26 protein-coding genes are annotated in these 25,468 nt (G+C 36.5%); 12 read left to right on the top strand and 14 right to left on the bottom strand.

Annotation, left to right across the window (positions count from 1 at the left end; translation table 11 throughout):
* Window positions 1–190: 190 nt before the first annotated feature.
* Genes KBP46_RS03230 through KBP46_RS03240 form a run of 3 tightly spaced genes read right to left on the bottom strand, consistent with a single transcriptional unit; the run spans window position 191 to window position 2,210 of the window.
* Complete coding sequence (locus tag KBP46_RS03230; RefSeq protein ID WP_253297181.1) at window positions 191–997, bottom strand: AraC family transcriptional regulator; 807 nt, start codon at window positions 995–997, stop codon at window positions 191–193.
* A gap of 15 nt (window positions 998–1,012) precedes the next feature.
* Window positions 1,013–1,414, bottom strand: coding sequence for a heme-binding protein (locus tag KBP46_RS03235; protein ID WP_216444618.1), 402 nt, complete (start codon window positions 1,412–1,414; stop codon window positions 1,013–1,015).
* A gap of 4 nt (window positions 1,415–1,418) precedes the next feature.
* Entirely contained in the window at window positions 1,419–2,210 is a 792-nt protein-coding gene (locus KBP46_RS03240; protein ID WP_216444619.1) for an SDR family oxidoreductase, read from the bottom strand.
* Between the two features lie 200 nt (window positions 2,211–2,410).
* Between KBP46_RS03240 and KBP46_RS03245 the strand changes: the two genes are divergently transcribed.
* The 6 genes from KBP46_RS03245 (at window position 2,411) to pdeM (ending at window position 10,810) form a co-directional block, all read left to right on the top strand.
* Window positions 2,411–3,859 carry a S41 family peptidase gene (locus KBP46_RS03245; protein ID WP_216444620.1) on the top strand — a complete coding sequence of 483 codons (1,449 nt, stop codon included), beginning with the start codon at window positions 2,411–2,413 and terminating at the stop codon, window positions 3,857–3,859.
* Window positions 3,860–4,141: 282 nt separating this feature from the next.
* Complete coding sequence (locus tag KBP46_RS03250; RefSeq protein WP_120231102.1) at window positions 4,142–5,164, top strand: ligase-associated DNA damage response exonuclease; 1,023 nt, start codon at window positions 4,142–4,144, stop codon at window positions 5,162–5,164.
* Complete coding sequence (locus tag KBP46_RS03255) at window positions 5,161–6,741, top strand: ATP-dependent DNA ligase (protein ID WP_216444621.1); 1,581 nt, start codon at window positions 5,161–5,163, stop codon at window positions 6,739–6,741. The genes KBP46_RS03250 and KBP46_RS03255 overlap by 4 nt, the downstream gene beginning before the upstream one ends.
* 176 nt (window positions 6,742–6,917) lie before the next feature.
* Window positions 6,918–9,368, top strand: a complete 2,451-nt coding sequence (locus KBP46_RS03260; RefSeq protein WP_216444622.1) for a ligase-associated DNA damage response DEXH box helicase — start codon at window positions 6,918–6,920, stop codon at window positions 9,366–9,368.
* Window positions 9,369–9,514: 146 nt separating this feature from the next.
* On the top strand, window positions 9,515–10,117 hold the full coding sequence (locus KBP46_RS03265; protein WP_062669619.1) for a 2,3-diphosphoglycerate-dependent phosphoglycerate mutase: 603 nt from the start codon (window positions 9,515–9,517) through the stop codon (window positions 10,115–10,117).
* 51 nt (window positions 10,118–10,168) lie between these two features.
* Entirely contained in the window at window positions 10,169–10,810 is a 642-nt protein-coding gene (pdeM, locus tag KBP46_RS03270) for a ligase-associated DNA damage response endonuclease PdeM (RefSeq protein WP_216444623.1), read from the top strand.
* Between the two features lie 4 nt (window positions 10,811–10,814).
* Here pdeM and KBP46_RS03275 read toward each other — a convergent pair whose 3' ends face one another.
* Both KBP46_RS03275 and KBP46_RS03280 read right to left on the bottom strand, forming a co-directional pair.
* Window positions 10,815–11,666 carry a GLPGLI family protein gene (locus KBP46_RS03275; RefSeq protein WP_216444624.1) on the bottom strand — a complete coding sequence of 284 codons (852 nt, stop codon included), beginning with the start codon at window positions 11,664–11,666 and terminating at the stop codon, window positions 10,815–10,817.
* Window positions 11,667–12,284: 618 nt separating this feature from the next.
* Window positions 12,285–13,502, bottom strand: a complete 1,218-nt coding sequence (locus KBP46_RS03280) for an MFS transporter (protein ID WP_216444625.1) — start codon at window positions 13,500–13,502, stop codon at window positions 12,285–12,287.
* A 151-nt stretch (window positions 13,503–13,653) separates the two neighbouring features.
* On the opposite strand from KBP46_RS03280, the gene KBP46_RS03285 reads away from it, so the two are divergent.
* The 4 genes from KBP46_RS03285 (at window position 13,654) to KBP46_RS03300 (ending at window position 15,979) form a co-directional block, all read left to right on the top strand.
* Entirely contained in the window at window positions 13,654–14,244 is a 591-nt protein-coding gene (locus tag KBP46_RS03285) for a TetR/AcrR family transcriptional regulator (RefSeq protein ID WP_062669631.1), read from the top strand.
* A 124-nt stretch (window positions 14,245–14,368) separates the two neighbouring features.
* Complete coding sequence (locus KBP46_RS03290; RefSeq protein WP_253297182.1) at window positions 14,369–14,770, top strand: hypothetical protein; 402 nt, start codon at window positions 14,369–14,371, stop codon at window positions 14,768–14,770.
* 2 nt (window positions 14,771–14,772) lie between these two features.
* A complete protein-coding gene (locus tag KBP46_RS03295) occupies window positions 14,773–15,063 on the top strand; it encodes a DUF3817 domain-containing protein (RefSeq protein ID WP_216444627.1) in 291 nt (96 codons plus the stop codon).
* 409 nt (window positions 15,064–15,472) lie between these two features.
* Window positions 15,473–15,979, top strand: a complete 507-nt coding sequence (locus KBP46_RS03300; protein ID WP_062669636.1) for a pyridoxamine 5'-phosphate oxidase family protein — start codon at window positions 15,473–15,475, stop codon at window positions 15,977–15,979.
* A gap of 138 nt (window positions 15,980–16,117) precedes the next feature.
* Here KBP46_RS03300 and KBP46_RS03305 read toward each other — a convergent pair whose 3' ends face one another.
* From KBP46_RS03305 to KBP46_RS03315, 3 genes are read right to left on the bottom strand one after another with little or no spacing between them, the layout of a single operon-like run.
* Window positions 16,118–16,351: a thioredoxin family protein gene (locus KBP46_RS03305; protein WP_120231091.1), complete on the bottom strand. Its 234-nt coding sequence runs from the start codon at window positions 16,349–16,351 to the stop codon at window positions 16,118–16,120.
* A 9-nt stretch (window positions 16,352–16,360) separates the two neighbouring features.
* Window positions 16,361–17,245 carry a dihydrodipicolinate synthase family protein gene (locus tag KBP46_RS03310; RefSeq protein ID WP_062669646.1) on the bottom strand — a complete coding sequence of 295 codons (885 nt, stop codon included), beginning with the start codon at window positions 17,243–17,245 and terminating at the stop codon, window positions 16,361–16,363.
* A 31-nt stretch (window positions 17,246–17,276) separates the two neighbouring features.
* Window positions 17,277–17,732: a cupin domain-containing protein gene (locus KBP46_RS03315; protein WP_123279713.1), complete on the bottom strand. Its 456-nt coding sequence runs from the start codon at window positions 17,730–17,732 to the stop codon at window positions 17,277–17,279.
* 101 nt (window positions 17,733–17,833) lie between these two features.
* Here KBP46_RS03315 and KBP46_RS03320 point away from each other — a divergent pair, with 101 nt between their 5' ends.
* The gene (locus tag KBP46_RS03320) at window positions 17,834–19,285 is read left to right on the top strand and encodes a PLP-dependent aminotransferase family protein (RefSeq protein WP_216444628.1); all 1,452 of its coding nucleotides are present in this window, start codon (window positions 17,834–17,836) and stop codon (window positions 19,283–19,285) included.
* 126 nt (window positions 19,286–19,411) lie between these two features.
* Here the strand turns inward: KBP46_RS03320 and KBP46_RS03325 are convergent, their stop codons facing one another.
* Complete coding sequence (locus KBP46_RS03325; protein WP_253297183.1) at window positions 19,412–20,491, bottom strand: Atu1372/SO_1960 family protein; 1,080 nt, start codon at window positions 20,489–20,491, stop codon at window positions 19,412–19,414.
* A gap of 172 nt (window positions 20,492–20,663) precedes the next feature.
* Here KBP46_RS03325 and KBP46_RS03330 point away from each other — a divergent pair, with 172 nt between their 5' ends.
* Window positions 20,664–21,467, top strand: a complete 804-nt coding sequence (locus tag KBP46_RS03330) for an AraC family transcriptional regulator (protein ID WP_216444630.1) — start codon at window positions 20,664–20,666, stop codon at window positions 21,465–21,467.
* Here the strand turns inward: KBP46_RS03330 and KBP46_RS03335 are convergent.
* The 5 genes from KBP46_RS03335 to KBP46_RS03355 are packed head-to-tail and all read right to left on the bottom strand — an operon-like array spanning window position 21,449 to window position 25,464.
* Entirely contained in the window at window positions 21,449–22,105 is a 657-nt protein-coding gene (locus KBP46_RS03335) for a DUF6766 family protein (RefSeq protein ID WP_062669656.1), read from the bottom strand. The two genes, KBP46_RS03330 and KBP46_RS03335, sit on opposite strands and share 19 nt — an antisense overlap.
* Before the next feature lie 52 nt (window positions 22,106–22,157).
* Window positions 22,158–23,690 carry an FAD-dependent oxidoreductase gene (locus KBP46_RS03340; RefSeq protein ID WP_216444631.1) on the bottom strand — a complete coding sequence of 511 codons (1,533 nt, stop codon included), beginning with the start codon at window positions 23,688–23,690 and terminating at the stop codon, window positions 22,158–22,160.
* A gap of 20 nt (window positions 23,691–23,710) precedes the next feature.
* Window positions 23,711–23,875: a hypothetical protein gene (locus tag KBP46_RS03345; protein WP_157885741.1), complete on the bottom strand. Its 165-nt coding sequence runs from the start codon at window positions 23,873–23,875 to the stop codon at window positions 23,711–23,713.
* 27 nt (window positions 23,876–23,902) lie between these two features.
* Window positions 23,903–24,649 carry an SDR family oxidoreductase gene (locus KBP46_RS03350; protein ID WP_216444632.1) on the bottom strand — a complete coding sequence of 249 codons (747 nt, stop codon included), beginning with the start codon at window positions 24,647–24,649 and terminating at the stop codon, window positions 23,903–23,905.
* A 23-nt stretch (window positions 24,650–24,672) separates the two neighbouring features.
* On the bottom strand, window positions 24,673–25,464 hold the full coding sequence (locus KBP46_RS03355) for an SDR family oxidoreductase (RefSeq protein ID WP_062669663.1): 792 nt from the start codon (window positions 25,462–25,464) through the stop codon (window positions 24,673–24,675).
* Between the last annotated feature and the right edge of the window lie 4 nt (window positions 25,465–25,468).

Genomic DNA, 25,468 nt, shown 5'->3' on the forward strand with positions numbered 1-25,468 from the left:
GAGGCCGGAAAATCATAAATGATCGATAGATTCTCGCAGATGTTGTGATTAATCAACGATTCAGGATCACATTTTATCAGAGATAAAATCCTTGCGACTTAAAATCATCACATTGTAAAACCTTTCTTGCGACTTTGCGTTTTCCAACAGTTAAATTATAGTGTAATTATGTTTTTTTAGTAGTTAAAAGTTAGATCTCCGTAGTCGTTACCCCGAATTTCTTTTTGAAGGAAGAATAAAAGTGAGATAAATTCTCAAAACCCAGATCAAGATAAATATCTGAAGGCTTTTTATCTCTGTTCTTAATTAAATAATACGCTTCTTTTAATCTTTTCTCTTTCAGCCATTGCTTGGGTGTCATTTCAAAAGTTTTGCTGAAATCTCTTTTAAATCCCGAAAGACTGCGTCCTGTAAGTCTTGCAAAAGCATCTACAGATACATTGAACATAAAGTTTTTGTTCATAAATTCTTTAAGATCAATCTTATGAGGTTCAGAAAAATCAAAAAGAAGGTTCTTAACATCCGGATTACTCAGCAAAAGTAACTCAATAGCTTCCTTCACCTTTAATGCTGCTAACTTTGAGGGAATTTTCTTTGTTTTATTAATGTAAGGAATAAGAGAAGCAAAATAGCTCTTAAAAAAATCATCAGGTTCAAAAAATAACCGCTCATTACCACTAAAACCTGTATTTATGGTTATTTTATTTTCTGTAGCATACTGTCTCAGCGTTTCATCATCCAATGTAATGGAAACAAACTGATACTTTTCATGGCTCGAAGGATATTTGATCGTTCTGATCAGTTGGTTTTTTCTCACCAGAACTACGGTATCTTCTTTAATCACCGTTTTACCATGCTCATGAAAAGCATGAGTCTCTCCGGATATCTGAAATCCCAGAAAATGATCCGGAATAAACTCCTCATGGCCTCTGTAAGATTCAAAGGCGCATGAATAAACCAGTTTGTCAAATATGATCTCAGAAGTATTTTCCATCATACAAATATCTGAAATTTAAGCAATAGCCTGTGCTCCTGCTTCTGCAATTTCCTTATCCTGCTCCGGGCTTCCTCCTGAAGAACCTATAGCACCAATAATTTTTCCTTCTGCATTTTGAAGGACAATACCACCTGCAATAGTCAAAAGCCCTTCATTTGAATTCAGCATACCATATCCATGGATGCCTGTTTCTGAGATAATACTTCCCATCATTTCAGTATTTACACCAAACATAGCGGCAGTTCTTGCTTTTTTAACGGCAAAATCAATCACTCCATAAACACTATCCAGTCTTGCTAATGCGATAAGGTGTCCGCCCATATCTACCACAGCAATAGTTACTGGAATATTTAGAGATAATGCTTTTTCCTTGGCTGTTTGCAAAGCCTTTTCGGCTGTTTTATAATTCAACTCCATGATATTAGCTTTTTGCGGTCCATGCCTCTGCCTGAAGCTGTTTTACAAACTCTTCGGTTTCCTTCGGATGAACATTTCTGAAGTTGCTGTTGTCATCTAAAGCTACATTTACAATCACTTCGGCCATAGACTGAGGATCAAGCTGATGTGCTAAAGATTCTGCTGCTCCGTCAAACGCTGATTCAGGAGTAAAGTTGCTTTTCGGATCATACCAATGGAAAATAGAATCTACGCCTCTATCATTGAAACCTGTTCCAAATACACCTGGATTACAAGTTGCAATTTTGATATTGAACGGAGCTAACTCAGTTCTCAATCCTTCTGCAATAGACTCCAGCGCATGTTTTGAAGCACAATAAGCCGCAACATAAGGAACGGTCCATAAACCTCCCATCGAAGACGTGAAAATAATCTTTCCACTTTTCTTTTCTACAAACCTTTTAATAAAACCTTGTGCAAGGTTCAATGCACCAAATACATTCACTTCAAACATAGAACGGATAATGTCTACGGGCTGTTCAGCAATCGGACCGCCTTCCATAATTCCGGCATTGCTGATGAGAATGTCAATATCACCATATTTCTTTACAATATAGTCTACATCTCTTTGGCTTGTTACATCCAGTTTGTCGACAGTCAAATCAACTCCCTGTTCTTTAGCTTCACGGATTAAATCACTCATTTGAGGATAGACCTGAGCTGTAGCGATTATTTTGTGTCCTTTTTTAGCAAGATCAAATGCTACTATCTTTCCAAATCCACTTGCTGCCCCTGTAATTAAAATTGTTTTACTCATTGTATTCTTTTTTAATGATGTACAAATTTCAAAGATTTTAAGAAGGTCAATATTGCCTGAAAGTTCATTTTCATATTGCTGAAAAGTTCAAAAAGTGCATCAGAAAAGATTTTTTTTAGAAAAACTCTCTTTTTTGCATCATAAAAAATTAGGATTATCGTTAGGTTTGTAAGCTTTACAACACAACTAATAACTAATATATGCTTAAAATTAAAACACTTTTTTTAATTTTTATCACATCTACTTCTTTTAGCTTTGCTCAAAACTGCAATTGTGAAAGTAATTATCAGTGGGTAAAAAAGACTTTTGAAGAAAATGATGCCGGATATCAGTATGTGATTGATAAAAAAGGTCTTCCCGCTTATCAGGCTCATAATGATGACTTTCTGAAAAGAATCAAAAATGCAAAATCCGATACAGAATGTTATCAGACAATATATGACTGGCTTAAATTCTTCAGATCCGGTCATTTTTCAGTTTCAAAAATAGAAAATAAAGCTACCGAAGCCCCGCCAGCAGCTAGTGAAAATACCAAAACAGAATTGGTGAAAATAGATCTTGAAAAGTTCAAAAAAGAAGCTGCATCTAAAAATGATTCAGATATTGAAGGAATCTGGGAAGTTGAGCCCTATACAATAGGTATTAAAAAGTTTGGGGAAGTATATAAAGGTTTTATCATACAATCCGCAGCCGAAAACTGGAAACCTAATGAATTAAAGCTGACTTTCAACAACGATAAAACAAAAGGAACCTATTATCTGAGAAATAAAACCGGACAGGAAATTCACGATATGAGACTTGTAGGAAAAAACTATCTTGAAATCAATGACTTTACCCTGAAAAGAGTTTCCCCGAAATTTGAAAAAGAAGAAGGAATTGAAACGTATTATGAGGCTATTATGGCACAAAAACCTTTCTTGAAGCAGCTTAATAAGACTACACTGCTTTTGAGAATCCCTTCATTTAATGGTGCTTTGAAAAAAGATATTGACAGCGTTATTACAGCCAATAAATCAAAAATTGAAAGTACAGAAAATCTAATTATTGATATCAGATATAATGGTGGTGGAAGTGATAACAGTTTTGCCAAAATTATTCCTTATCTCTACACAAACCCTATCCGAAGTGTAAGAACACAGCTTTATTCTACAAAACTGAATAATCAGAGAATGCTTGATTTCTATGACAACTATCAGAAATATGGTATGCAGGCAGATGAAAGAGAATATCTGAAGAAAGCTTATGACAAACTCAGCAAGAACTTAGGCAAATTTGTAAGCCTTCAGGATGATGGAAAAATTGTAGGAATTACCAAAATGGATAAAATTTCACCATATCCAAAGAATGTAGGAATCATCATTAACAACGGAAACGGAAGTACTGCAGAAGAATTTTTACTGGCTGCTAAACAAAGTAAAAAAGTAAAGCTTTTCGGAACCACTACTGCCGGAGTTCTGGATATCTCCAATATGTATTTTGTAAATTCCCCTTGTAACGAGTTTAAACTGGGTTATGCACTCTCCAAAAGCTTTCGTATTCCTGATATGGCCATTGACGAAAAAGGTATTCAACCCGATTATTTCATAGACAAAACTATTCCGGATTATCAATGGATTGACTTCGTAAATGACGTGTTGAATGAAAAATAATCGATAGAAGCTGTTTCGAATCGGAACAGCTTTTTTTATGCCTTCAATCTTTCCTGTATCATTTTCCATCAATAGAAATGGACCATTATCCTGGGCGTAGTCGGAGAAAGCCTGTTTAATAAAAGAAATTTCATTACCGGCTTTGGCCTGAATTTATTATGAATGATCATTCAAACATAATAGATCCTGTTATTAGATTTCATACCACAAAAATTAAAAAATAAACACTTTATTGTAAATTGGTTAAGTTTTTGAAGCTAATTCTATAAACCAATTACACCATTGAAATTAATCACATTTACAAAAAAAGGCATTTACTGTCCTCAGGGAAAATTTTATATAGATCCCTGGAGACCCGTCGAGATGGCTGTTATCACCCATGGTCATGCTGATCATGCCCGCTGGGGAATGAAAAAATACCTTTGTCACCATTTTACCAAACCTATTCTGTACCAGAGAATTGGACCAGATATCGAATGCCAGAGCGTAGAATATGGAGAAGTGATTACCATCAATGGAGTAAAACTTTCACTTCACCCTGCCGGACATATCATTGGTTCTGCTCAGATAAAGCTTGAATATAAAGGCTATGTAACTGTCATTTCAGGAGATTATAAAGTTCAGGATGATGGGTTAAGTACTCCTTTCGAACTGGTAAAATGCAATGAATTTGTGACAGAAAGTACCTTTGGACTGCCTATTTACAACTGGCTGGAAGTTCCGGACTTAAATAAAAAACTCCAGAACTGGGTTCTGAAAAATAAAGAAAACAATAAAACTTCTGTATTCATAGGGTATTCTTTAGGAAAAGCCCAGCGTATCATGAAAGCAGTGGAAGATTTAGGGAAAATATATGTTCATTATTCTATCGGAAAGCTTAATGAAGCCTTTGAAACAGTCGGAATTGAACTTCCTGAATATACCATTGCGGATTTCAGAGAACGTCCGAAAGAAATGGAGCACGAAATTGTGATTGTACCACCTGCTTTGCTCGACAGTAATATCATCAAAAAGATTCCAGATCCGGCCACGGCCATATGTTCCGGCTGGATGCAGGTACGTGGTGCCAGAAGATGGCGAAGCGCGGACGCAGGATTTGCGATGAGTGATCATGCAGACTGGAAAGGGCTGTTACAAACGGTAAAAGCAACTGAAGCAGAGCTGGTTCATGTTACTCATGGACAGACAGAAGTTTTTTCAAAATATCTTAATGAAACAGGAATTAAAGCAGATGTTGTAGAAACACTTTACGGTGAAGATGAAGAAGAATCTGAAAAAGAAATCTCACAAAATCCGGAATCATGAGACATTTTGCAGACCTTATCAACGCGTTGGAAACAACCAATAAAACCAATGCTAAAATTGATGCCATCATTGACTATCTTGAGCGTGCTCCTGATGAAGATAAAATATGGTTTATCGCTTTATTTACCGGCAAAAGACCTAAGAGAAATGTCAATACCAATTACATGAAAGAATGGGCCCTGGAAATCACAAAACTTCCTTATTGGCTGTTTCAGGAATCCTATTCTTCGGTAGGAGATCTTGGAGAAACTCTATCATTAATTCTTCCGCCTCCAGAGGAAAAAATTGAACGTTCATTATCAGAATGGATGAATGATATCGTGAGTCTGAAAGGCAAAACAGATGCAGAAAAAAAAGAATTTGTACTGCAGTCCTGGAATGGGCTGGATTATACCGAGCGATTGATTTTCAATAAATTAATTGGCGGAAGCTTCCGGATTGGAGTTTCAGATAAAACATTAATCAATGCACTGACAAAATTTTCAGGGCAGGAACCGAGTGCTTTGATGCACAGTTTAATGGGAAAATGGCAGCCGGAACAAGTTTCCTTCAAAGAACTTATTGATGCCGAAAATGTAAACCCAGACAACTCAAAACCATACCCTTTCTGCCTTGCCTATCCTTTGGAAAAAGAGACTAAAGAACTGGGAAGTCCTGATGAATGGCTGGTAGAATACAAATGGGACGGAATACGCGGGCAAATCATCAGGAGAAACGATGAAGTGTTCATCTGGTCAAGAGGTGAAGAACTCGTCACAGAACAATTTCCGGAAATTGCAGACGCCATAAAAGCCATGAAAGGTAACTTTGTACTGGATGGAGAAATACTTGCAGTAAACGATGGTAAAGTTTTAAATTTTAATGAATTACAAAAGAGATTAAACAGGAAAACTTTAACTAAAAAAATGCTCTCAGAAATACCTATAGAAGTCTTTGTCTATGACTTACTGGAACTGGAAGACAACGATCTGAGAGAAAAACCCATCTCCGCAAGAAGAGCTTTACTTGAAGAATTATTACTGAATGAGAACCCTGAACGCATCAGCATTTCCAAAAGTCTGGATTTTGAAAAATGGGAAGAACTGAATTTGCTTCGTGAAAATTCAAGAGATGTAAACAGCGAAGGTTTGATGTTAAAACAAAAAAATTCACCTTACCATTCCGGACGGAAAAAAGGTGACTGGTGGAAGTGGAAAATCAATCCTTTTACCATTGATGCCGTTCTGATCTATGCCCAGAAAGGAAGCGGCAGGCGAAGTGCTTATTACACAGATTATAGTTTTGCTGTGAAAAACGGAGATAGCCTGGTGACCATTGCCAAAGCCTACTCAGGATTAACAGATAAAGAAATCATGGAGGTGAGCCGATTTGTTACCAAAAATGCCATCGAGAAATTCGGTCCTGTAAGAACGGTAAAAGCAGAACTGGTCTTTGAAATTGCTTTTGAAGGTATAGGTTTCAGCAATCGTCATAAAAGTGGTGTAGCTCTACGATTTCCAAGAATTGTAAGATGGAGGAAAGACAAAACCGTAGACGAAATTGATGATTTGGAAGAAATAAAAAAATTAATACAATAGATTTTAAAACAATGTCGCAAGATATTTTTATTAATACTATTTTCGTTCGCAAAGACACTACGTTCAGCGATAGTAATAATTATCTTTACTGAGTGAAACGTCCTTTCGATCGAAAATTAAACAATATCACACAAATTCTTAGCCCCTTTTGCGTTAAAACAAAATAAAAAATAAAATTGGCAGCTTTCGAACATACCAACGGACTAAAGATCATTCAGCAATGGATGACGGATAAAGGTATTGCCCCTTTCAGATTTCAGCTGGAAACCTGGAAAAAATTTGGAAACGGATACAGCGGAATGGTGGTTGCTCCTACGGGTTTTGGAAAAACTTTTTCTGTTTTTTTAGCCTTAATTTCAGATTTTCTGAATCATCCTGAACAATATAAGAAAGGATTAAAAATGATCTGGATCACGCCACTCCGATCTTTGTCCAAAGATATTGCAAAAGCGATGCAGGAAGCCATTGATGAAATCGGGCTTGATTGGGCTGTAGGCGTAAGAAACGGAGATACGGATCCGAAAGTTAGACAACAGCAGGTAAAAAAGATGCCTGAAATTCTTGTTGTAACTCCTGAAAGCCTTCATCTGCTTCTGACACAAAAAAATAATGAAACATTTTTCCGGGATATGAAATGTGTAGCAGTGGATGAATGGCATGAATTATTGGGTTCAAAGCGTGGTGTCATGGTAGAACTTGGTATCTCTCAGCTTAAAAAATATGTTCCGAAGATCAAAATATGGGGAATCACCGCAACCATCGGAAATCTGGATGAAGCCATGGAAGTGCTTATTCCGTATGATATTAAAAAGACAAAAATTACAGCCAAAGAACATAAGAAAATAGATATTTTGCCGGTGTTCCCGGATGAAATCGAGATATTGCCATGGGCAGGACATCTGGGAAACAAACTTGCAGATAAAGTTGTTCCTATTATTCTGGAATCAAAATCTACCATTGTATTTACGAATACCAGAAGTCAGAGTGAAATGTGGTATCAGCTTTTACTCGATGCTTATCCTGATTTTGCAGGTCAGATCGCTATCCATCACAGTTCCATTGATGCTCATTTAAGAATTTGGATTGAAGAAAATTTAAGTTCAGGAAAATTAAAAGCTGTGGTTTCCACATCATCTTTAGACCTCGGAATTGATTTTAAACCTGTAGACACGGTTATTCAAATTGGTTCTGCCAAAGGCGTTGCACGCTTTCTTCAAAGAGCCGGACGTAGTGGCCACTCTCCTTTTGAAACTTCAAAAATCTATTGTGTTCCCACCCATTCTTTGGAACTGATCGAGGTTTCAGCTCTAAAAGAAGCTGTAAAACAGAAAGTGGTTGAGCCCAGAGAGCCACAGGTTTTATGTTTCGATGTGCTGGTTCAGTTTCTGATGACATTGGCGGTTGGAGACGGCTTTTATCCTGATGAACTGTACCCAAGAATTAAAAAAGTATATGCCTTTCAGGAAATGCTGGATGAAGAATGGAAAAGCATCCTGGAATTTCTTACGATTGGCGGCAGTGTGTTGAAAAGCTATGAAGAGTTTCATAAAATCGTCATTATGGAAGATGGTCTTTATAAAGTAACTTCAAGAAAAATCGCTATGCTCCACCGGATGAATATGGGTGTGATTGTGAGTGATGCCATGTTGAAGGTAAAATTTATTTCCGGTGGCTATATCGGAATGATTGAAGAATATTTTATTTCAAAATTAAAAAAAGAAGAAAAATTTATTCTGGCCGGACGTACACTGGAAGTTGTTATCATTAAAGATATGACGGTATATGTAAGAGCAGCTAAAGGAAGAGCCCTGGTTCCGAGCTATCTTGGCGGAAGGCTTCCTTTGAGCTCCAATCTGGGGCATTTTCTTAGAGAAAAACTGTCACATGCCTTAAATCCGAAAGCTTCGGAAAAAGAGCTTAAATTTTTACACCCACTTTTAAAGAACCAGGAAAAAAACTCCCATATTCCAAAAGAAGATGAGTTTCTGGTGGAATTGATCAAAAACCGTGAAGGATATCATTTGTTTATGTATCCTTTTGAAGGACGTCTGGTTCATGAAGTAATGGCTGCCCTGATTGCCTATCGGATCTCGAAACTGGCTCCAATATCCTTTTCTATGGCGATGAATGATTATGGATTTGAACTGTTCAGTGATAAAGAAATTCCTTTAAATGAAGACAATCTTCAACAGATTTTAAGCAGAGAGAATCTGATGAATGATGTGATCGCAAGTATCAATTCTGCGGAAATGGCAAGGAGAAAATTTAGGGATATTGCAGTGATTTCAGGAATGGTAATTCAAAATTATGCCGGGCAACAACGTTCTAACAAATCATTACAGAGTTCTGCCGGACTGATTTTTAAAGTATTGGAAGACCATGATTCCAATCATTTTTTAATAAAACAGGCGTATACAGAAGTTTTTAATATGCAACTTCAGGAACAGCGGCTTGTAGAAGCTTTTAAAAGAATTGAAAAATCTGAAATTATTTTAAAATATTCCCGATCATTTACTCCGTTAAGTTTTCCTATTAAAGTGGACAGTTTACGACAAACGCTTTCAAGTGAAGGACTGGATGCGAGAATTAAAAGAATGCTGAAACTGTCTGATATAAGTGATATTTGATGATTAATTCAATATTTTTCTCAATAAATCCACGCTATTTTAAATCTTATTCATTACCTAATATTCTACGTTAATTTTCTTGATAAGTTTAAATAATCATCGTAACTTAGAGTATACCTTCTTAGAAGTTGAAATAAAATTTAAAAATGGAAAAATTGTTCTTAGTCCGTCACGGACAGTCACTCTGGAATCTGGAAAACAGATTTACAGGGTGGAAAGATATCGATATAACTGAAACCGGTATTGAAGAAGCAAAAAAAGCAGGTATTGCGCTGAGAGGAGAAAGAATAGATATAGCATTCACTTCTGCCCTGATCAGAGCCCAGCATACCCTCTCTGTCATTCTGGATGAAATAGGAAATCCGGATATTCCTGTCGTTAAAGATAAAGCATTAAATGAACGTTCTTACGGAAATCTGGAAGGGCTCAACAAAGCAGAAACGGCTCTGAAATATGGTGATGAACAGGTTCATACCTGGCGCAGATCATTTGATGTAGTTCCACCAGGTGGAGAAAGCCTTAAAGATACTTACAACAGAGTAATCCCTTATTTTGAAAGCCAGATAAGGCCGTTGCTGAAACAAGGGGAAAATGTATTAATTGTAGCGCATGGCAACAGTCTACGAGCGCTTATCATGTATCTGGAACATCTTTCTCCTGAAGAAATTTTAGAAAGAGAAATTGCTACTGGTTTTCCACTGACTTATATTTTTGATGAGAAATTTCATGTAAGCAGGAAAGTTAGCTGATCTGGTTTAAATAGATTAACTTTAAACCTTCAATTTTCAATTTATTAAGTGTTGATAGCAACTAAAAATATTTCCATCCAAAACGAAAGTTTCATTCTCACCAACCAGCGGGCAGCATTCTGGCAAAAAGAAAAAGCCTTGATTCTATCTGATCTGCATATTGGAAAAACCGCTCATTTTCGTAAAAACGGCATTGCACTGGCCAATCATATTATGAAAAGTGATATGGAAAGATTGTCAGCGCTGATTGCATATTTTCAGCCTGAAAAATTTATTGTAGTCGGAGATCTACTTCATGCCGGAGACAATTCTGATGTAGATGAATTCTGCAGGTGGAAAAATCAGTATCCAGATATAAAGTTTTATCTTATTGAGGGAAATCATGACCGGATCTCAAAACCTCTGGAAGAAAAGTTATGCTTTAATTATAAATCTGAATTACTTGAAATAGAAGGCATCACTTTTATTCATGATTTTGATGCAACAGCATCCGGATTCCAGATTACCGGACATATCCACCCAGGAATTGTGCTGAATTCTGCTGTTAAAAACATCAGACTTCCATGTTTTGCTCTCAGCAACAATCAATTATTATTACCTGCTTTCAGCGAATTCACAGGACTAGATACAAAAAACCTGCCTAAGAAAAGCACATTTTTTGTATTTACAGATGAAGAAATTTATGAAATATGATCACTTAAGGTGTTAACTCCAGTGGATTTTCATATTTCTTATTCTCTTTTCTTTCTTTTTCTCTTTTCTTCAGTATTTCCTGTCCTTTTATAATGGTAGTTCCATAACTAGCAAGTACACCTGCTGCATTCGTTTCAGCATTACTTTGTGCCTGTTTTAATTTTGTCTGTGTGGTTTCTGCAGCTCCGGTGTATCTGCTTTTCTTCATATTGATTCGTTTATTTTTTAATTGAGAGTTAGACATAGATTTTACCAATTCAAAATCATAATCTCCTTTTTCATCGGTGATTTTTATGATTAAACCAGGTAATCCACTGAATTTCATTGGCCCGTACGGAAACGGAATTTCAGGAGCATACCATGCAATCCAGTTTCTTCCTTTAAAGGTAACTTCCGCTTTTTTACAATTAATCGTATTGATTACTTTAGTTTCATTTATAAGCTTCCAGTTCTTTATCACGGGTTCTTTATAGGTGAACAATGACATGAAAACTGAATCAAAATATTGTATGTTTTCATGAGTTTGTATAATGGTAAAGTTAAAGTCTGTTTTTGGAATTACCGTTCCTTTTTTCCAACCCAGTGTTATACTTCCATCTGGATTATTTGTTGTTGTTCCTGAGTTTGCCATTACTGAATCTCCTTTAAGTGATACTGTATTTGCAAAAAATGCACAATTATCACCTATTTGTAACAAAAATTGGTCTTCATATTTGTTATCTGTTCGCGTATCAAATTTGGCTCTTAACATATATGTGAACTCACCACGTAAAGTATCTTGTTTGTATGATTGGCTATAGGATAAAACACTATACAACAGAATGAATAGTTGAAGTAACTTTTTATGGCAATCCATAGGCGAGATTTCATTTTTAAATAGCACTTATAATCAAATATCTTACACTATAAGTGCTTCAATTTACATTAATTAATTAGCTGCAAGATGTTTAGGATCAGAGCCGGAAAAGATAGGTGTTTTACAGTTAATAGCTTCAACCCTTTCACGCCATTCTGTTGCTTGTTGTGGTGTCCAGTCCTGAGTCGTCATAGCTGTTATACCGCAAGAAGTTTCGGCAATCCAAGCTTAACTTGCTTTTACCGCTTTAAGTTCGTTTCGGGATAATTTTTTAAAATTTTCATTATTTGTGTTTTTAAATTTGAATATAAATGTACACAATAATTTATCTCAGAAATGAATTATTATTTTATGTTAAATAATTGATTTTCAATAATTTCAATTAATACAATTTAAATAACGAAGTCTATTCTATAATCAGAAAATTGTAATTTTATACATGCTACATAATCAGAATTAAAGAGATTTTTTTAAACTGAAAATATTTTAAGAAAAAATAAAAGGCAGATAAAAATCTGCCTTTATAAAACCATCATTTACATGCCTCTAACATCCTGATTTGTAGTTTTCGCTATGAAGCATAGCTTAGAAATTATTATAAAAACGATTCGTGAAATCTTAATTTTTCTTGCTTAAACGAATACTGTAGACTGTAATCAATACCGTAACCAACAGAAATAAAGCACCTATCCATGGCGTACTTGCCAAACCTAAGGAAGAGGTAACAATGATTCCTCCAGCATAAGATCCGATTGCAATACCGATATTAAAAGCCGCAATATTGATCCCTGAAGCTACATCCTCAGTTCCCGGGACTTCTTTTTCAGCAATCTGTACCACCAATAACTGAAGTCCGGGAACAGAAGCAAATGATAAAGCTCCTAAAAGAAAAAGAGTAATGATGCTTAAAACCGGACTGCTTACTGTAAAATAAAACGCAAGCAATACCAATCCCTGTGCCGCAAACATCCATAAAAGAGCTTTCAGAGGATTTTTATTCGCAACTTTCCCACCAATGAGGTTTCCTAAAGCAATGGCAATTCCATAAATCAAAAGGATAAAAGTGACCGTAGATTCCTGAAATCCCGTAATTTTCTGTAAAATAGGTGACAGATAGGTAAATACTACAAACGTACCTCCATACCCCATCGCAGTCATTAAAAAAGCAAAAATCAAACGTTTGTTTCCCAATACTTTAAACTGACTTTTTAAAGATGTGGTTTTCCCATTTTTAAGGTTATTTGGAACTAATAACAAACTGGCGACCAACCCTATAATTCCAAGGATTGAAACCCCTATGAAAGTTGCTCTCCATCCGAAATGCTGTCCTATAAATGTTCCCAGTGGAACTCCTGTTACAATCGCAAGAGTAAGTCCGGCAAACATAATAGAAATGGCTGTGGCTCTCTTCTCTTCAGAGACCAGCGAAGCTGCAATGGTAGAACCTATGGAAAAATAAACTCCATGGGCCAACCCCGTAAGTATTCTTGCCAGAATTAATGTTATAAAGCTGGGAGCTATAGACGCCAGTCCGTTTCCAATAACAAATAGCATCATAATGGAAACCAGAAGCATTTTGCGTGGTACTTTCCCTGTTAATGCCGTTAATATCGGTGCTCCGATAGCTACTCCTATCGCATAAAGACTTACCAGTAGCCCTGCAGAAGGAATAGTAATTCCAAGGTCAGAAGCTACTGTGGGAAGCAGGCCTACAATAACAAATTCTGTAGTTCCAATTCCAAAGGCACTTATCGTTAATGCCCAAAGTGCTGCAGGAAGACCTTTTTTAACAGTCTTTGATGCGGTATTGATCTGTATTTCTTTTTGAAAGTTCATTGTCTTGTAATTTGTTGAGATTAACAAGGCAAAGTTCCGACGAATATCTGTATTATAAAAATTATTTAAATTGTATCAAAGTATCAGAATAATGATAGTTTTATTTTACATTTAAAATGTGTTCCTTTGTAAAATATTATCATCAGTTTTAATGAAGAAATCAGAAGCAACCCGTCTTACTATTCTCCAGAAAGCATTCGAATTGATCTATGTGAAAGGTTTTCAGACTACAAGCATTGATGAAATTATCGCAACGACTCAGGTGACGAAGGGTGCTTTTTATTATCATTTTAAAACCAAGGATGATATGGGACTCGCTATTATTACGGATCTGATGAAGCCCAATTTCAGAAAGATTTTCATAAACTCTCTTCAAAACAGTCAGAATCCTTTAGACAGTATTTATGATATCATGTTCCATTTACTGATTGAAAACGACTTTTTAAAAGTGGAATATGGCTGCCCTACTTCAAATTTCGTACAGCAAATGGCACCATGGCATCATGCTTTTACACAGGCTTTGCATGAACTTTCAAAAGAATGGGAACAGGCTCTTGCAGAAAGTATTGAGAAAGGTAAAGAAGCAGGAATCATCAACAAAGAAGTAAATGCAAAAGAAGTAAGTGTTTTTGTTATTTCAGGCTATTGGGGAATAAGAAATCTGGGTAAGTTAGAAAATTCAAAAGAAGTATATCTTATTTATTTAAAAGGACTTAAGTCTTATTTCAACACGCTTCAATAATTTTTTCTCAAAAAACATACTAAGCAGTATGTTTTTATTTTACCTTTGTTGTGTTCAAAAAAAAACGATGTATCAAACCCTTACTTTTTTACATTCCCTCACCCGATGGTTGGTCTTAATAAGCTTGATTTATGCAATTTATCGTTCTTTCAAAGGATATTCTTCCAACAGAAAATTTACAGGAGCAGATAACAAGGTAAGGCACTGGACTGCAACGATAGCTCATATTCAGCTGGCCATAGGAATTATATTTTATTTTAAAAGCCCGATGATCCGATACTTCTGGAAAAATTTTAACGAAGCCAAAGACTCTTTGGAACATGTATTTTTCGGACTAATCCATATTTCGCTGATGATTACAGCCATTATTATCATCACGATCGGCTCTGCATTAGCCAAAAGAAAATTGTCGGATAAAGAACAATTTAAGACAATGGGACTCTGGTTTTCTATCGCATTGATTATTATTTTCATTGCCATTCCGTGGCCTTTTTCTCCTTTTGCAAACAGACCTTATTTCAGATAATTATGATCAATTTATTTAAAACAAAAATCGGCCGGCTTAGGATTCTGGCTATTTTGGAAGGAATTTCCTTACTGATTCTGATATTTATTGCAGTCCCTATGAAATACTGGATGGACAATCCTTTATGGGTAAGACTCATTGGCCCTGTGCACGGAACATTATTCCTACTCTTCCTGTTCAATACACTGAGTGTGGGCGTAGAGCAGAACTGGAAATTTAAAGAAATAACATGGAAGGTAATTTTGGCCTGCTTTATTCCGTTTGGTACTTTTTATATTGATAAAAAATTCTGAGCAAGCTATGAAAATTCTTTTTATATCCTCCCGGGAATTTTCCAAAAAGATATAATGTCTGATATAAGAAGCCAGGTGTTTGGGAGGCGAAATCTGCATTCGTCAAATTTACAGAAAACTTATGGGCAGAAAAAGACAATATCTGAATTCAAGAGATTTAAAATCAAACATTTAATTCTCTTGCAGAATTTAATTATGCAGATATATACAATCATCTGCGAAATCTGTATGATCTGCAAAAGATAGAAATTGATGAAATGCTTGCATCTTATATAGTATTAAAAATTATTCTGCTTCTTTGCGATTTCAAAAAAAACTAAAAGAAATCCATGTAAGATACCACATTTTATCCTCTTTTGGTCAGGTATTTGAATCTTATACTACTTACCAATCACTAAAATATAAGAATATGTCAACAGAAAACCTTACCCACCTGGAAGCGATCAAAAAGATCAAAGAATTGTCAGAAAATGCAAGAATATGTATGTTCTGTACAGAACTGGAAACCACTCCCATCAATTCAAGACCCATGACCCTGCAGGAAACAGACGACAGCGGAAATCTATGGTTCATAAGCAGTGGTACCAGTAACAAAAATTTTGAGATAAAAGAAGACCGTAGAGTACAACTATTTTTTATGAACAACAGCGATTCCCAATATCTTTCCGTTTACGGAAAAGCTTCTGTTTATAAAGATAAAGCAACGATCGAAGATAAATGGTCTCCTCTGGCTAAAGCCTGGTTTGACGGAAAAGATGACCCAAATGTTACCATTATCCGCGTAGAACCTAAAGAAACCTATTATTGGGATACCAAAGCGGGGAAACTGGTAAGCCTTTTCAGTTTTGTAGCTTCTGCCATAACCGGAAACAAAACCAATAATTCTGACGGTGTTGAGGGAAATGCAACGATTTAAAAAGTCCGGAATAAAAAAATCTCTCGCAGATGTTGCAAATTAAGCAGATTTCTATGTAATTATCTGCGTAATCTGTATAATCTGCGAGATAAAAAACGGCTCAAGAAATTGAGCCGTTTATACCAGATTAATGAAATTCTAATTTTTCACATCCTCCATAGACGCTCCAAAATTAATATGAAGAACATTCCCGTTGGGAGTTACTAAAGCTGGTACAGATTTTACACCCGCTTTTTCAGCATCTTCAATTTTGCTTTTGTCATCACCTAAATGGATAATCTCAACATTTTCCGAACCTATAAGGCTAACAATATCATGTTCTGCACTGATACATACAGGGCATCCTGCATGATAAAAAATGGACTTTTTCATAGGATTGTACTAATTAATAAGCGTTGCAATAATATTTTTTAATTCTTCGGTTTCTTTTTCGTGTAAAGGTTTTAAAGGACTTCTCAAATTTCCGCCATCTTCACCCAGAATATTGAGACCCGATTTCACCGCTCTTGGCAATCCTTTGTTCACAATAAATTTTAAAAGATCAAACTGCTGATAGAAAATTATTTTTGCTTTCTCAAGATCACCTTCCTCCACTGCATTATAAAGACTGATATTCAATTCAGGAATGAGATTGGGAGCTGCAGTGCACCAGCCTCTCGCTCCTGCAGAAAATGCAGCCAGAGCCAAAGGATTTGAACCGTTATAGAATGCAACCTCTTCTCCAAGTTCCCGCCTTAGATAATGCATTCTCTGGATGTCTCCCGTACTTTCTTTGATCATCGTTACATTGGGAATTTCAAGCAGCCTTTTCAGCAAAGCCGGGGACATGTCTACTCCACTTGTTGCCGGATTATTGTACGCCATAATCGGAATGGAAATCTTACGGGCTACGGCATCATAATGCGCTACAATTTCATCATCCGTCAGCTTCCAGTAACTCATTGGGATAATCATTACCGCATCTGCTCCAGCTTTTTCTGCGAACTGGGCATGGTGAATTGTTTTTTCTGTTGTAAGATTAGAAACCCCTACCAATGTCGGAATTCTACCTTTTACCTGCTGTAAAGTAGCTTCAGTAACTTCTTCTTTTTCTTCGTCAGACAGATAAGGCATGACTCCTGTACTTCCCAATGGAGCGATACCATGGCTTCCGGAAGTGATCAGTCTTTCTACCAAATGCTTGAAAAGCGGAATATCTACTTTTTCGTTTTTATCAAAAGGGGTTATAGGATAGGCTATAATCCCTTTGAACGGTACATTTTTCATGTTTTTTGTTTAAAAGTTTAAAATATTGATATTAGAGGTCTCTTCCTTCTTCCTCTCTCAAAGCGACTCCTAAGTTCTGCAACTGAGGAGCATTTTCACAAGCGATATATTTGGCAGGTTCGGTATCGCTCAGATTCTGGTGTTTATGCCAGGCCCAGGAAGGAATATATACAGCATCACCAGCTTCCCAATATACTCTCTCATCCTCTACTTCTGTCCAACCTTTTCCTTCAATTACAAATAATACGGTTTCATAAGTATGGCGGTGTCTGTTGGTTTGCTGCCCGGGAGTTAAACCTCCAATCGTCATACTGACATTCTTACTCGGAAGATCTACAAAGAAAACAGGATGCTTTCTTTCTGTTGAAAACTGATTATGCTCTCCTGCATTTTCTACATTTTTATGAATCAAATGGCTTGCTTTTACATACTTAGGTCTTGCAAAAGTTTCGTGGAAATCTTTAGAACTGAATTGTTTCTTATCCATGATTTTAAAATTATTATGGTTTTGTGCTTTATTGCATGACAAAATTATTCTATATTTGGACTGTTTAAATGATTCAGTTTTTACATAAATAGATAGTCCAGATGTTACGGCCTTGGAAATTGGAATTAGAAATTGATAAAAAGCTTGATAAAGCAGTTTATCTACAGATTGCAGATACTATTATCACTGATATTCGTACAGGAAGATTAAAAGCAGGGGATGCCCTTCCCGGAAGCCGAAACCTTGCCCAAACGTTAAAAATAAACAGAAACACTGTTGTAGAAGCCTATCAGGTGTTGATCAATGAAGAATGGGTAATTTCAAAAGAAAGAAAAGGTATTTTCGTGTCAGAAAAGCTTCCTGTCTTACATGAAAAAAATGCAAATGCATTGCAGGATTCTAAAAATCTACAGGCCTTGCCTAATGGAATTTTAATTAATTTCGATGACGGGCATCCCGATAGTAAAATTGCACCTGTAACAGAATTGGCAAGAGCTTATAGGCAAATTTTCAGTATTAAAGCCAAATGGCAGATGATGGGTTACGGAGATGAACATGGAGATTTGGATTTTAGAAAAATGATCTCTCAGATGCTTAATCATCAGCGCGGAATGCATATTCTTGAAAACGAAATTTCTATCACCCGAGGCAGTCAGATGGGTATGTTCCTTACTGCTCAGAGTCTTTTAAGTCCTGGTGATATGGTTGTTGTGGAAGATCCCGGCTATCAGCCTGCATGGCAAGCGTTTCAGTATGCAGGAGCACAGCTTTTGTCTGTACCTGTAGATCATGAAGGAATCAGTGTCGAGGCTGTTGAAAAGCTTTTAAAACAACATCGAAATATAAAAGCATTATACATTACTCCTCACAGGCAATATCCTACTACCGTTACGCTAAGCCTTTCAAGAAGATTAAAACTGATTGAGTTATCAAATCAGTATAATATGACCATCATTGAAGATGATTATGATAATGAGTTTCACTTCGGATATCGTCCTATTCTCCCGATTTCAAGTTTTCCCGGACTGCACAATTATGTGTATATCGGAACTTTAAGTAAGGTGGTAGCTCCCGCTTTGAGGATTGGTTATCTGACCACTAAAAATCAGGAACTGCTGAAAAGAATTGGTGATCTGAGAAAGATCATTGATGTGCATGGAGATGTCATCATGGAACAGGCAGTTCTTCAGCTCATTAAAGAAGGTGCCATAAAAAAGCACATCAGAAAAGCAACCGTTCATTATAAGAACAAAAGAGATTTTGTTTTTGAATTGTTGAAGAAAAACATGAAAGATATTGCTGATTTTACACTACCCGAAGGTGGTCTGGCTTTTTGGATAGTTCCTAAAGTACAATTGGATTGGGATGTGGTAACAACTTTATTACTGGAAAAAAATATTAAGATTATTCATCCTAAACAATATAGTCAAAATAATGTAAATGGATTCAGATTAAGCTATGGAGCGCTTTCCGAAGAACAGCTGAAACAAAGTATTCCTTTGATTGCTGAGATTTTTTCAAGGTTTATGATCAAAGATAACGTTGAATTATAATGGAAAATAATTATACCCCGGTTTTTATCCCTCGCAGATTTTACAGATTACACAGATTTTTATGCTCGGTGTAATCTGTCAGATCTGTCAGATTTTTATGTAAAAAACATTAATGATTATGAAAATCTACTCTACTTCAAAAACTGCCTGAATCTCTACTGAAGAACCTACAGGAATAGAAGAAGCCCCCAAAGTAGCTCTGGCATGTTTTCCTTTTTCCCCGAAAACTTCAACCGCAAGATCAGAAGCAATATTCATCAGATCTGCATGTTTTGTATAATCATCCTTGGTATTGAAGATTCCTGTAAGCTGAACACATTGTTTTACTTTGCTCAAATCTCCTCCAACCGCTTCATTTAACACTGAAATCACGTTCAGCATGGTTACTTTTGTAGCATCTTTCACCTGTTGCTCATTTACTTCAATACCTAATTTTCCCGGATTGAAAATTTTCCCGTCTTTTAAAGCAACCTGATTGATAAATACCAGATTTCCGGAACGTACAAACGGCTGATAATTTCCTGCCGGTTTTGGAACCTGTGGAAGTGTAATATTTTTCTGCTTCAATATTTCATTGAAATTCTGGTGATTTTCAGCAGCAGCTATTGTTTTCTTAAGATGAGTATCCTTTAACGCCAGTGCTATTTTTGCGAAATTTCTTCCCTGAAGTTCAGCAATATTTCGTTCTCCTTTCGTTGGTCTTTCCACATCTTTTAATGAAGCCATGCTGGTAACTCCCAAAACCGTATTCCCCTGTGGAATAGATTTGTTCAGCTCTTCTGTTCCACGAATTCCATTAGATACCAATACCATCCCGTGCACAGCAAGACTGTTCCAAAAGGCCTGAAGAGCAAGCTCTTTTCCTGCTCCGCTTCCCGCTGACATAAAAACAGTGGCAGGAACTCCTTCCAAAGCGTGATTAGTCCACAACGGAACGGTTTTCGATAAAAACTCACTCATCCCCGTACTGATATTCCCGAAATAAACCGGTGAACCAAAAGCAATTCCATCATACGAGGTTAGTTCATCTACAGTTGCTACAGGAAGATTTTTCAGGGTTGGATTTTGTGAAGCTTTGACTAATTTGATATACGGAACTGCATTATTTTCAATTTCCATTCCTTTGGCTATTTCTTTAGCCAATTCGTAAGTTCCACCATTATCGGAATGGATAAGAACCAATATTTTAGCTTTATCTTGTGCCATGATGTAAGTGTTATTAGATAATAAAATTAAAATAAAAAAAAGACATAGTTTTTTCATTCTGAATAAGATATAAATTATATTTTGGATTAATCATGTAGTTATTACATTGATAATACAAAATTACTACTGTCGTTTTTATTAAATTTGCCAAAATATACATACAAAACGACATATGAAATGTGGACTGATTGAAAAAACGGAAAGCCAGTTTGTAGATTCTATAGAAAAAGAAGCTTATGTGTGGTGCGAAAAAAACTGGAAACACGATGATTATGAACACAGGCATACCCGTGCCCAGCTTACATTTGTGGAAGAAGGTTATCAGTATTTTCATATTGACAGGAAAATTTATCTTGTCCCACAATATCATGTCATCTGGATTCCTTCAGGAAAGGCCCACAAAATTACCTCAGAGGCACAAACCGTTAATCTGATGGTATTTCTTTTCAAATCTGTTTTTGAAGATGAATTTTATCAGAATGTTCAGGTATTTGCTGTTCCACCTGTTTTGAAAGAAATGCTTTTGTATGCCTCAAAATGGAACCAATCTCTGAATGAAAATGAAGAACAGGATATCTTCTTTAGAGCTATTTTAAAAAGTCTTCCTAATTTCTGCAGGGAAAGCAGCGGTCTAGAAATCCCTGTACCAACTGACACCAGACTGATTCCCGTGTGCAATGATATTAATTCCAATTTTAAATATAATCTGGATATTGTTTCTTTAGCCGAAAAAGCACAAATGTCTGTGAGAAGTCTCCAGAGAATTTTTAAAAATGAAACAGGAATTACGTTACAGAAATACCTCCAGCTAACCCGAATTTTAAAAAGCATTGAGTTAATTGATACCCAACAATATACTTTGAGTGAAGTAGCTTATAAAGTAGGTTACCAAAGCCTGTCAGCATTCACAGCATCATATTTTGCGATTATGCAGACAAAGCCAAAGATGAATAAAAATCAAGGGGTTTCATCATGAGCCATATCAACGGGTTTTGATTCCGGAGAACCTTTTTCGCGGAGCCATATAGAGAGAAGAACAAGAGAAGCTACTGCCAGGAATTCACTCTGCCAGTTTTGAAAAGATTCAAACCAGAATCTTGATTCTGAAATATATTGAATGGCCGTTACAGCAGTATTTCCTTTTATCATCTGTTCATCATTGAAATCCTTAAGACTTCCATAAAAATGTAAAATAAAACTTGCTAGAAAGAGAATGGCAAAAGCGAGTGATAAAGAGTGTTTGTAGAGTTTCAGCCATATGCCTCCTTTTTTAACAGGCCACGGTGCTTTTGGGTGTGGTACGGGTTCTTTATCAACATCTTCGTCCTCTGTCATAGATTTTGATTCACTAGAGCCTTTTTGTCTCAGGGAAATCGTTAATAAAACATACAGCATCATCTGTAGGAATTCGCTTTCCCAATTTTCAAAAGTTGCCTGTATAAAATGCCCGCTATGGATGTATTCACCAATCTTTAAAGCAGGCTGTCCGTTTTCAATAAGTTCTTTATTTTCTGTTTTCCAGCCCATAAATAACTGTCCTGCAAGAAAAATAATCATCAGGATAATCAGAACAATACTTAAGCTGTTGCGATACAGGAAGCTGTTGCGTGACATATTTCGGAGTTTAAAGGTTAGAGTTCAGGGTTCAAAGTTTAAGGTTTAACGTTTATAAATCACGTTTTTGATAAGGAAATACCTTTGGCAGGTTCTTTGTGGTAGGCCCGGTAAGGATTTTTCCGTTAACATTAAACCGGGATCCGTGACATGGGCAGTCCCAGCTCAGTTCAGCACTATTCCACCGCACTTCACATCCTGCATGTGGACAGGTACTTCTCAGAAGATGCAACGTGCCATCATTTTCTTTGTACAGTGCATAAGATTCGGATTTGTATTGGATCACTTTTGCTTCACCTTCTCCAACTTCTGAAAAGGACTCAATTTTATCCTTGAAAATTTTATCTTTCACAAAATCAAATGCCACAGTTGCTGCTTCCTTCACAAAATCAGAAAATCCGGCAATAGGTTTGATTCTTGAAGGATTAAATAAGTCTCCATATTTACTTTTTCCGGTAATGATTAAATCATGTATTATTTGTGAGGAAAGTGTCCCGAATATCATTCCGTTACCTCTGAAGCCTGTTGCCACAAAAATTCTTTCCTTAGTTTCTGGTAATTTCCCAATGTATGGAAGCCCATCTACTGGTTCGTAATATTGGCTGGACCAGCTGTAGAACACAGTTTCCACATCAAAGTATTTCCGTACATAATTTTCAAGCCTTGAGAAGCATGCTCCGGTGTCATCAGCATGTCCTGTTTTGTGGTCTTCACCGCCTGCAATCAATAAGTTTTCACCATCGATATTCTGAATACGGTAATAATGATAAGGTTCACAGAGATCATAACCTAACTCCCGCGGATATTTATCATTTTTCAGAGTAAATGCCATCACATAGCTTCTGTAAGGCGCGTTAGTAAAATGAAGCAGATTCACTCCCGACGGAATATGAGTGGCATATACTACATGTTTTGCTTGTATTTCTCCCTGGGAGGTTTTTAAAATAACATTGTCTTTCTGCTCATCATGTTCTTCAACAAGACAATTTTCCAGAATAGAACCGCCCAGTTTTATAAAAGCCCCGCAAAGTCTTTTAATATATTTTATCGGATGAAAATGCCCCTGACCAGGAATAAGCACCGCTTCTCTGAACGGGATAGGAAAAGGAATTTCATTTACATAACTCATTTCGTGGCCTACTTTAGCTGCTCCTTCTACAATGTCTTTTAACTGTTCTTCCTGTTTTTCATCCAGGGCAAAAAGGTAAGCTGATTTTCTTGTGAAATCACAGCTGATCTGATATTTCTGAATATTATCTTCAATAATACTGATGGCATCAGTTCCGGATTGTGCATACAGTTGAGCATTGGTCTGCCCAAAATCGCGGATAGCCTGATTAAAGGTTGTATCAAAAAAATCGTTTAAATGGGCCGTTGTACCGCCGGTAGTTCCGAATCCTATATTGGCTGCTTCCAGAATAATACATTTTTTTCCGGATTCCTGAAGTTTCAGTGCTGTTGAAACTCCTGTAATTCCACCTCCTACAATGGCAACGTCAAATAATGAGCTGAGATCCGTTTCTGTAGAAAATTTTCTGATCTCTTCCTGCCAAATACTTTTTCTTGCACCGTCTCTGTACATCATCAGAATTTTTTATAGTTAATTTATCTGATACTCAGGGTATCACTTTCGGGCAGACCGGATTTATCGGTATTGGACGAACTGCTTTTCTGATCCCTTTTCTTGTTTTCGTCTTCATCAATATTACATCGGCAGGAAGTAAAAGCAAACAGGCTGATAACGCCTAAAATAAGTGCTGTAGTTTTCATATTTTAAATATTTTGATGTTTTATACTTTATCCGTTTACTATCAGTCCTCCATTGGGATGAAGTACTTGTCCTGTCATTTGTGAGGCATCCGGACTTGCCAAAAAAAGAAAGCTGAAGGCTATTTCTTCAGGCGTTGCATTTCTTTCCAACGGTGGTTTGTTGGGATTTTCTTCTTTTTCATTAAAAGTTTCTTCAGTAAGCGGTGTAGCCACAGGTCCCGGAGCAACGGCATTAATCCTGATTCCTTTGGGTTTGGCCTGCAGTGCCAATGAGCGGGTGAAAGAAACAATAGCGCCTTTTGTTGCAGAATAGTCAAGGAGCTCAGGATGTCCCTGATAAGCGGAAACGGAAGTGGTATTGATTACGCAGCTTCCTTGTTTCAGATAAGGAAATACGACTTTAGTTAATAAAATCATTCCTACAATATTGGAATCAAAGGTCTGTCTGATGTTTTTCTCTTCAAGCTGTTCGATGCTTTCTGCAGGAAACTGAATTCCCGCATTATTAATGAGAATATCAATTTTTCCGAATGCCGATATCACTTCTTTTACCGTTTCTTCACAAAATTCATAATCATTGATATCTCCTTGAAAGATGATGCATTTTCTATTCAGGTTTTCAATTTCTCTTTTTGTTTTTTCAGCATCACTATCACTTGAATGATAAATAATAGCAATGTCTGCTCCTTCCAAAGCAAAAAGAAGAGCCACTGCCTTACCGATTCCGCTGTCGGCTCCGGTAATCAAAACAGATTTGTTATCTAATTTTCCCATTTCATAATCTTTTTATTTCTGCTCTATTCTATTGGTTTCTGCATTTCTGCCATTCTATGAGCGGCCATACTATCACTTGTAAGATTCGCCATCGCTACGGACAGTTTATTTTTCAAACCCGAAATTATTTTATCTTCATTATTCATCAGAGCGTTATAGCCGTCAATTGCCACTTCTTCCGGAGAGGCCAGACTATCTTTATCTTCCAGTATTTTACTGCGGTTCATATCTGCTTTATTAAAGAAATCAGTGTCTGTAGGGCCGGGTAAAAGAGCCGTCACTGTAATTCCGGAGTCTTTCAGCTCTTCACGAATGGCTTCAGACCACGACAAAACAAATGCTTTGGTAGCATGGTATACCGAATGCCATGGGCCAGGAGCTTTACTGGCCACAGAAGCCAGATTCAGAATTTTTCCTGATCCTTTTGGAAGCCTGTCCTTAATAAAAAGCTTTGTAAGGATGAGAACTGAAATAATATTTAAATGAACAATATCTATTTCCCTATGAATATCCGTATCCTGAAATTTCCCATACACTCCCTGTCCTGCGGCATTAACTAATATTTCAGGACTTATTGCATTCATTTTCAATTCAGAATAAAGAGAATACGCTTCTTCTTCTAAAAACAGATTTTTAGAGATACTGATCACGTTTACTCCATGGTTTTTAAATTCTTCGGCTTTTCTTACCAGTTCTTCATGGTCTCTGGCTACAATAACAAGATCGTAGCCGTTCATGGCAAACTGTTTCGCGAGTTCATAACCAATACCACTGGTAGCACCTGTAATAAGTACAAATTGATTCTTGCGTTGCATAAAT

The sequence above is a fragment of the Chryseobacterium sp. PCH239 genome (assembly GCF_018924625.1).
In the GTDB taxonomy this organism is placed as follows: domain Bacteria; phylum Bacteroidota; class Bacteroidia; order Flavobacteriales; family Weeksellaceae; genus Chryseobacterium; species Chryseobacterium cucumeris.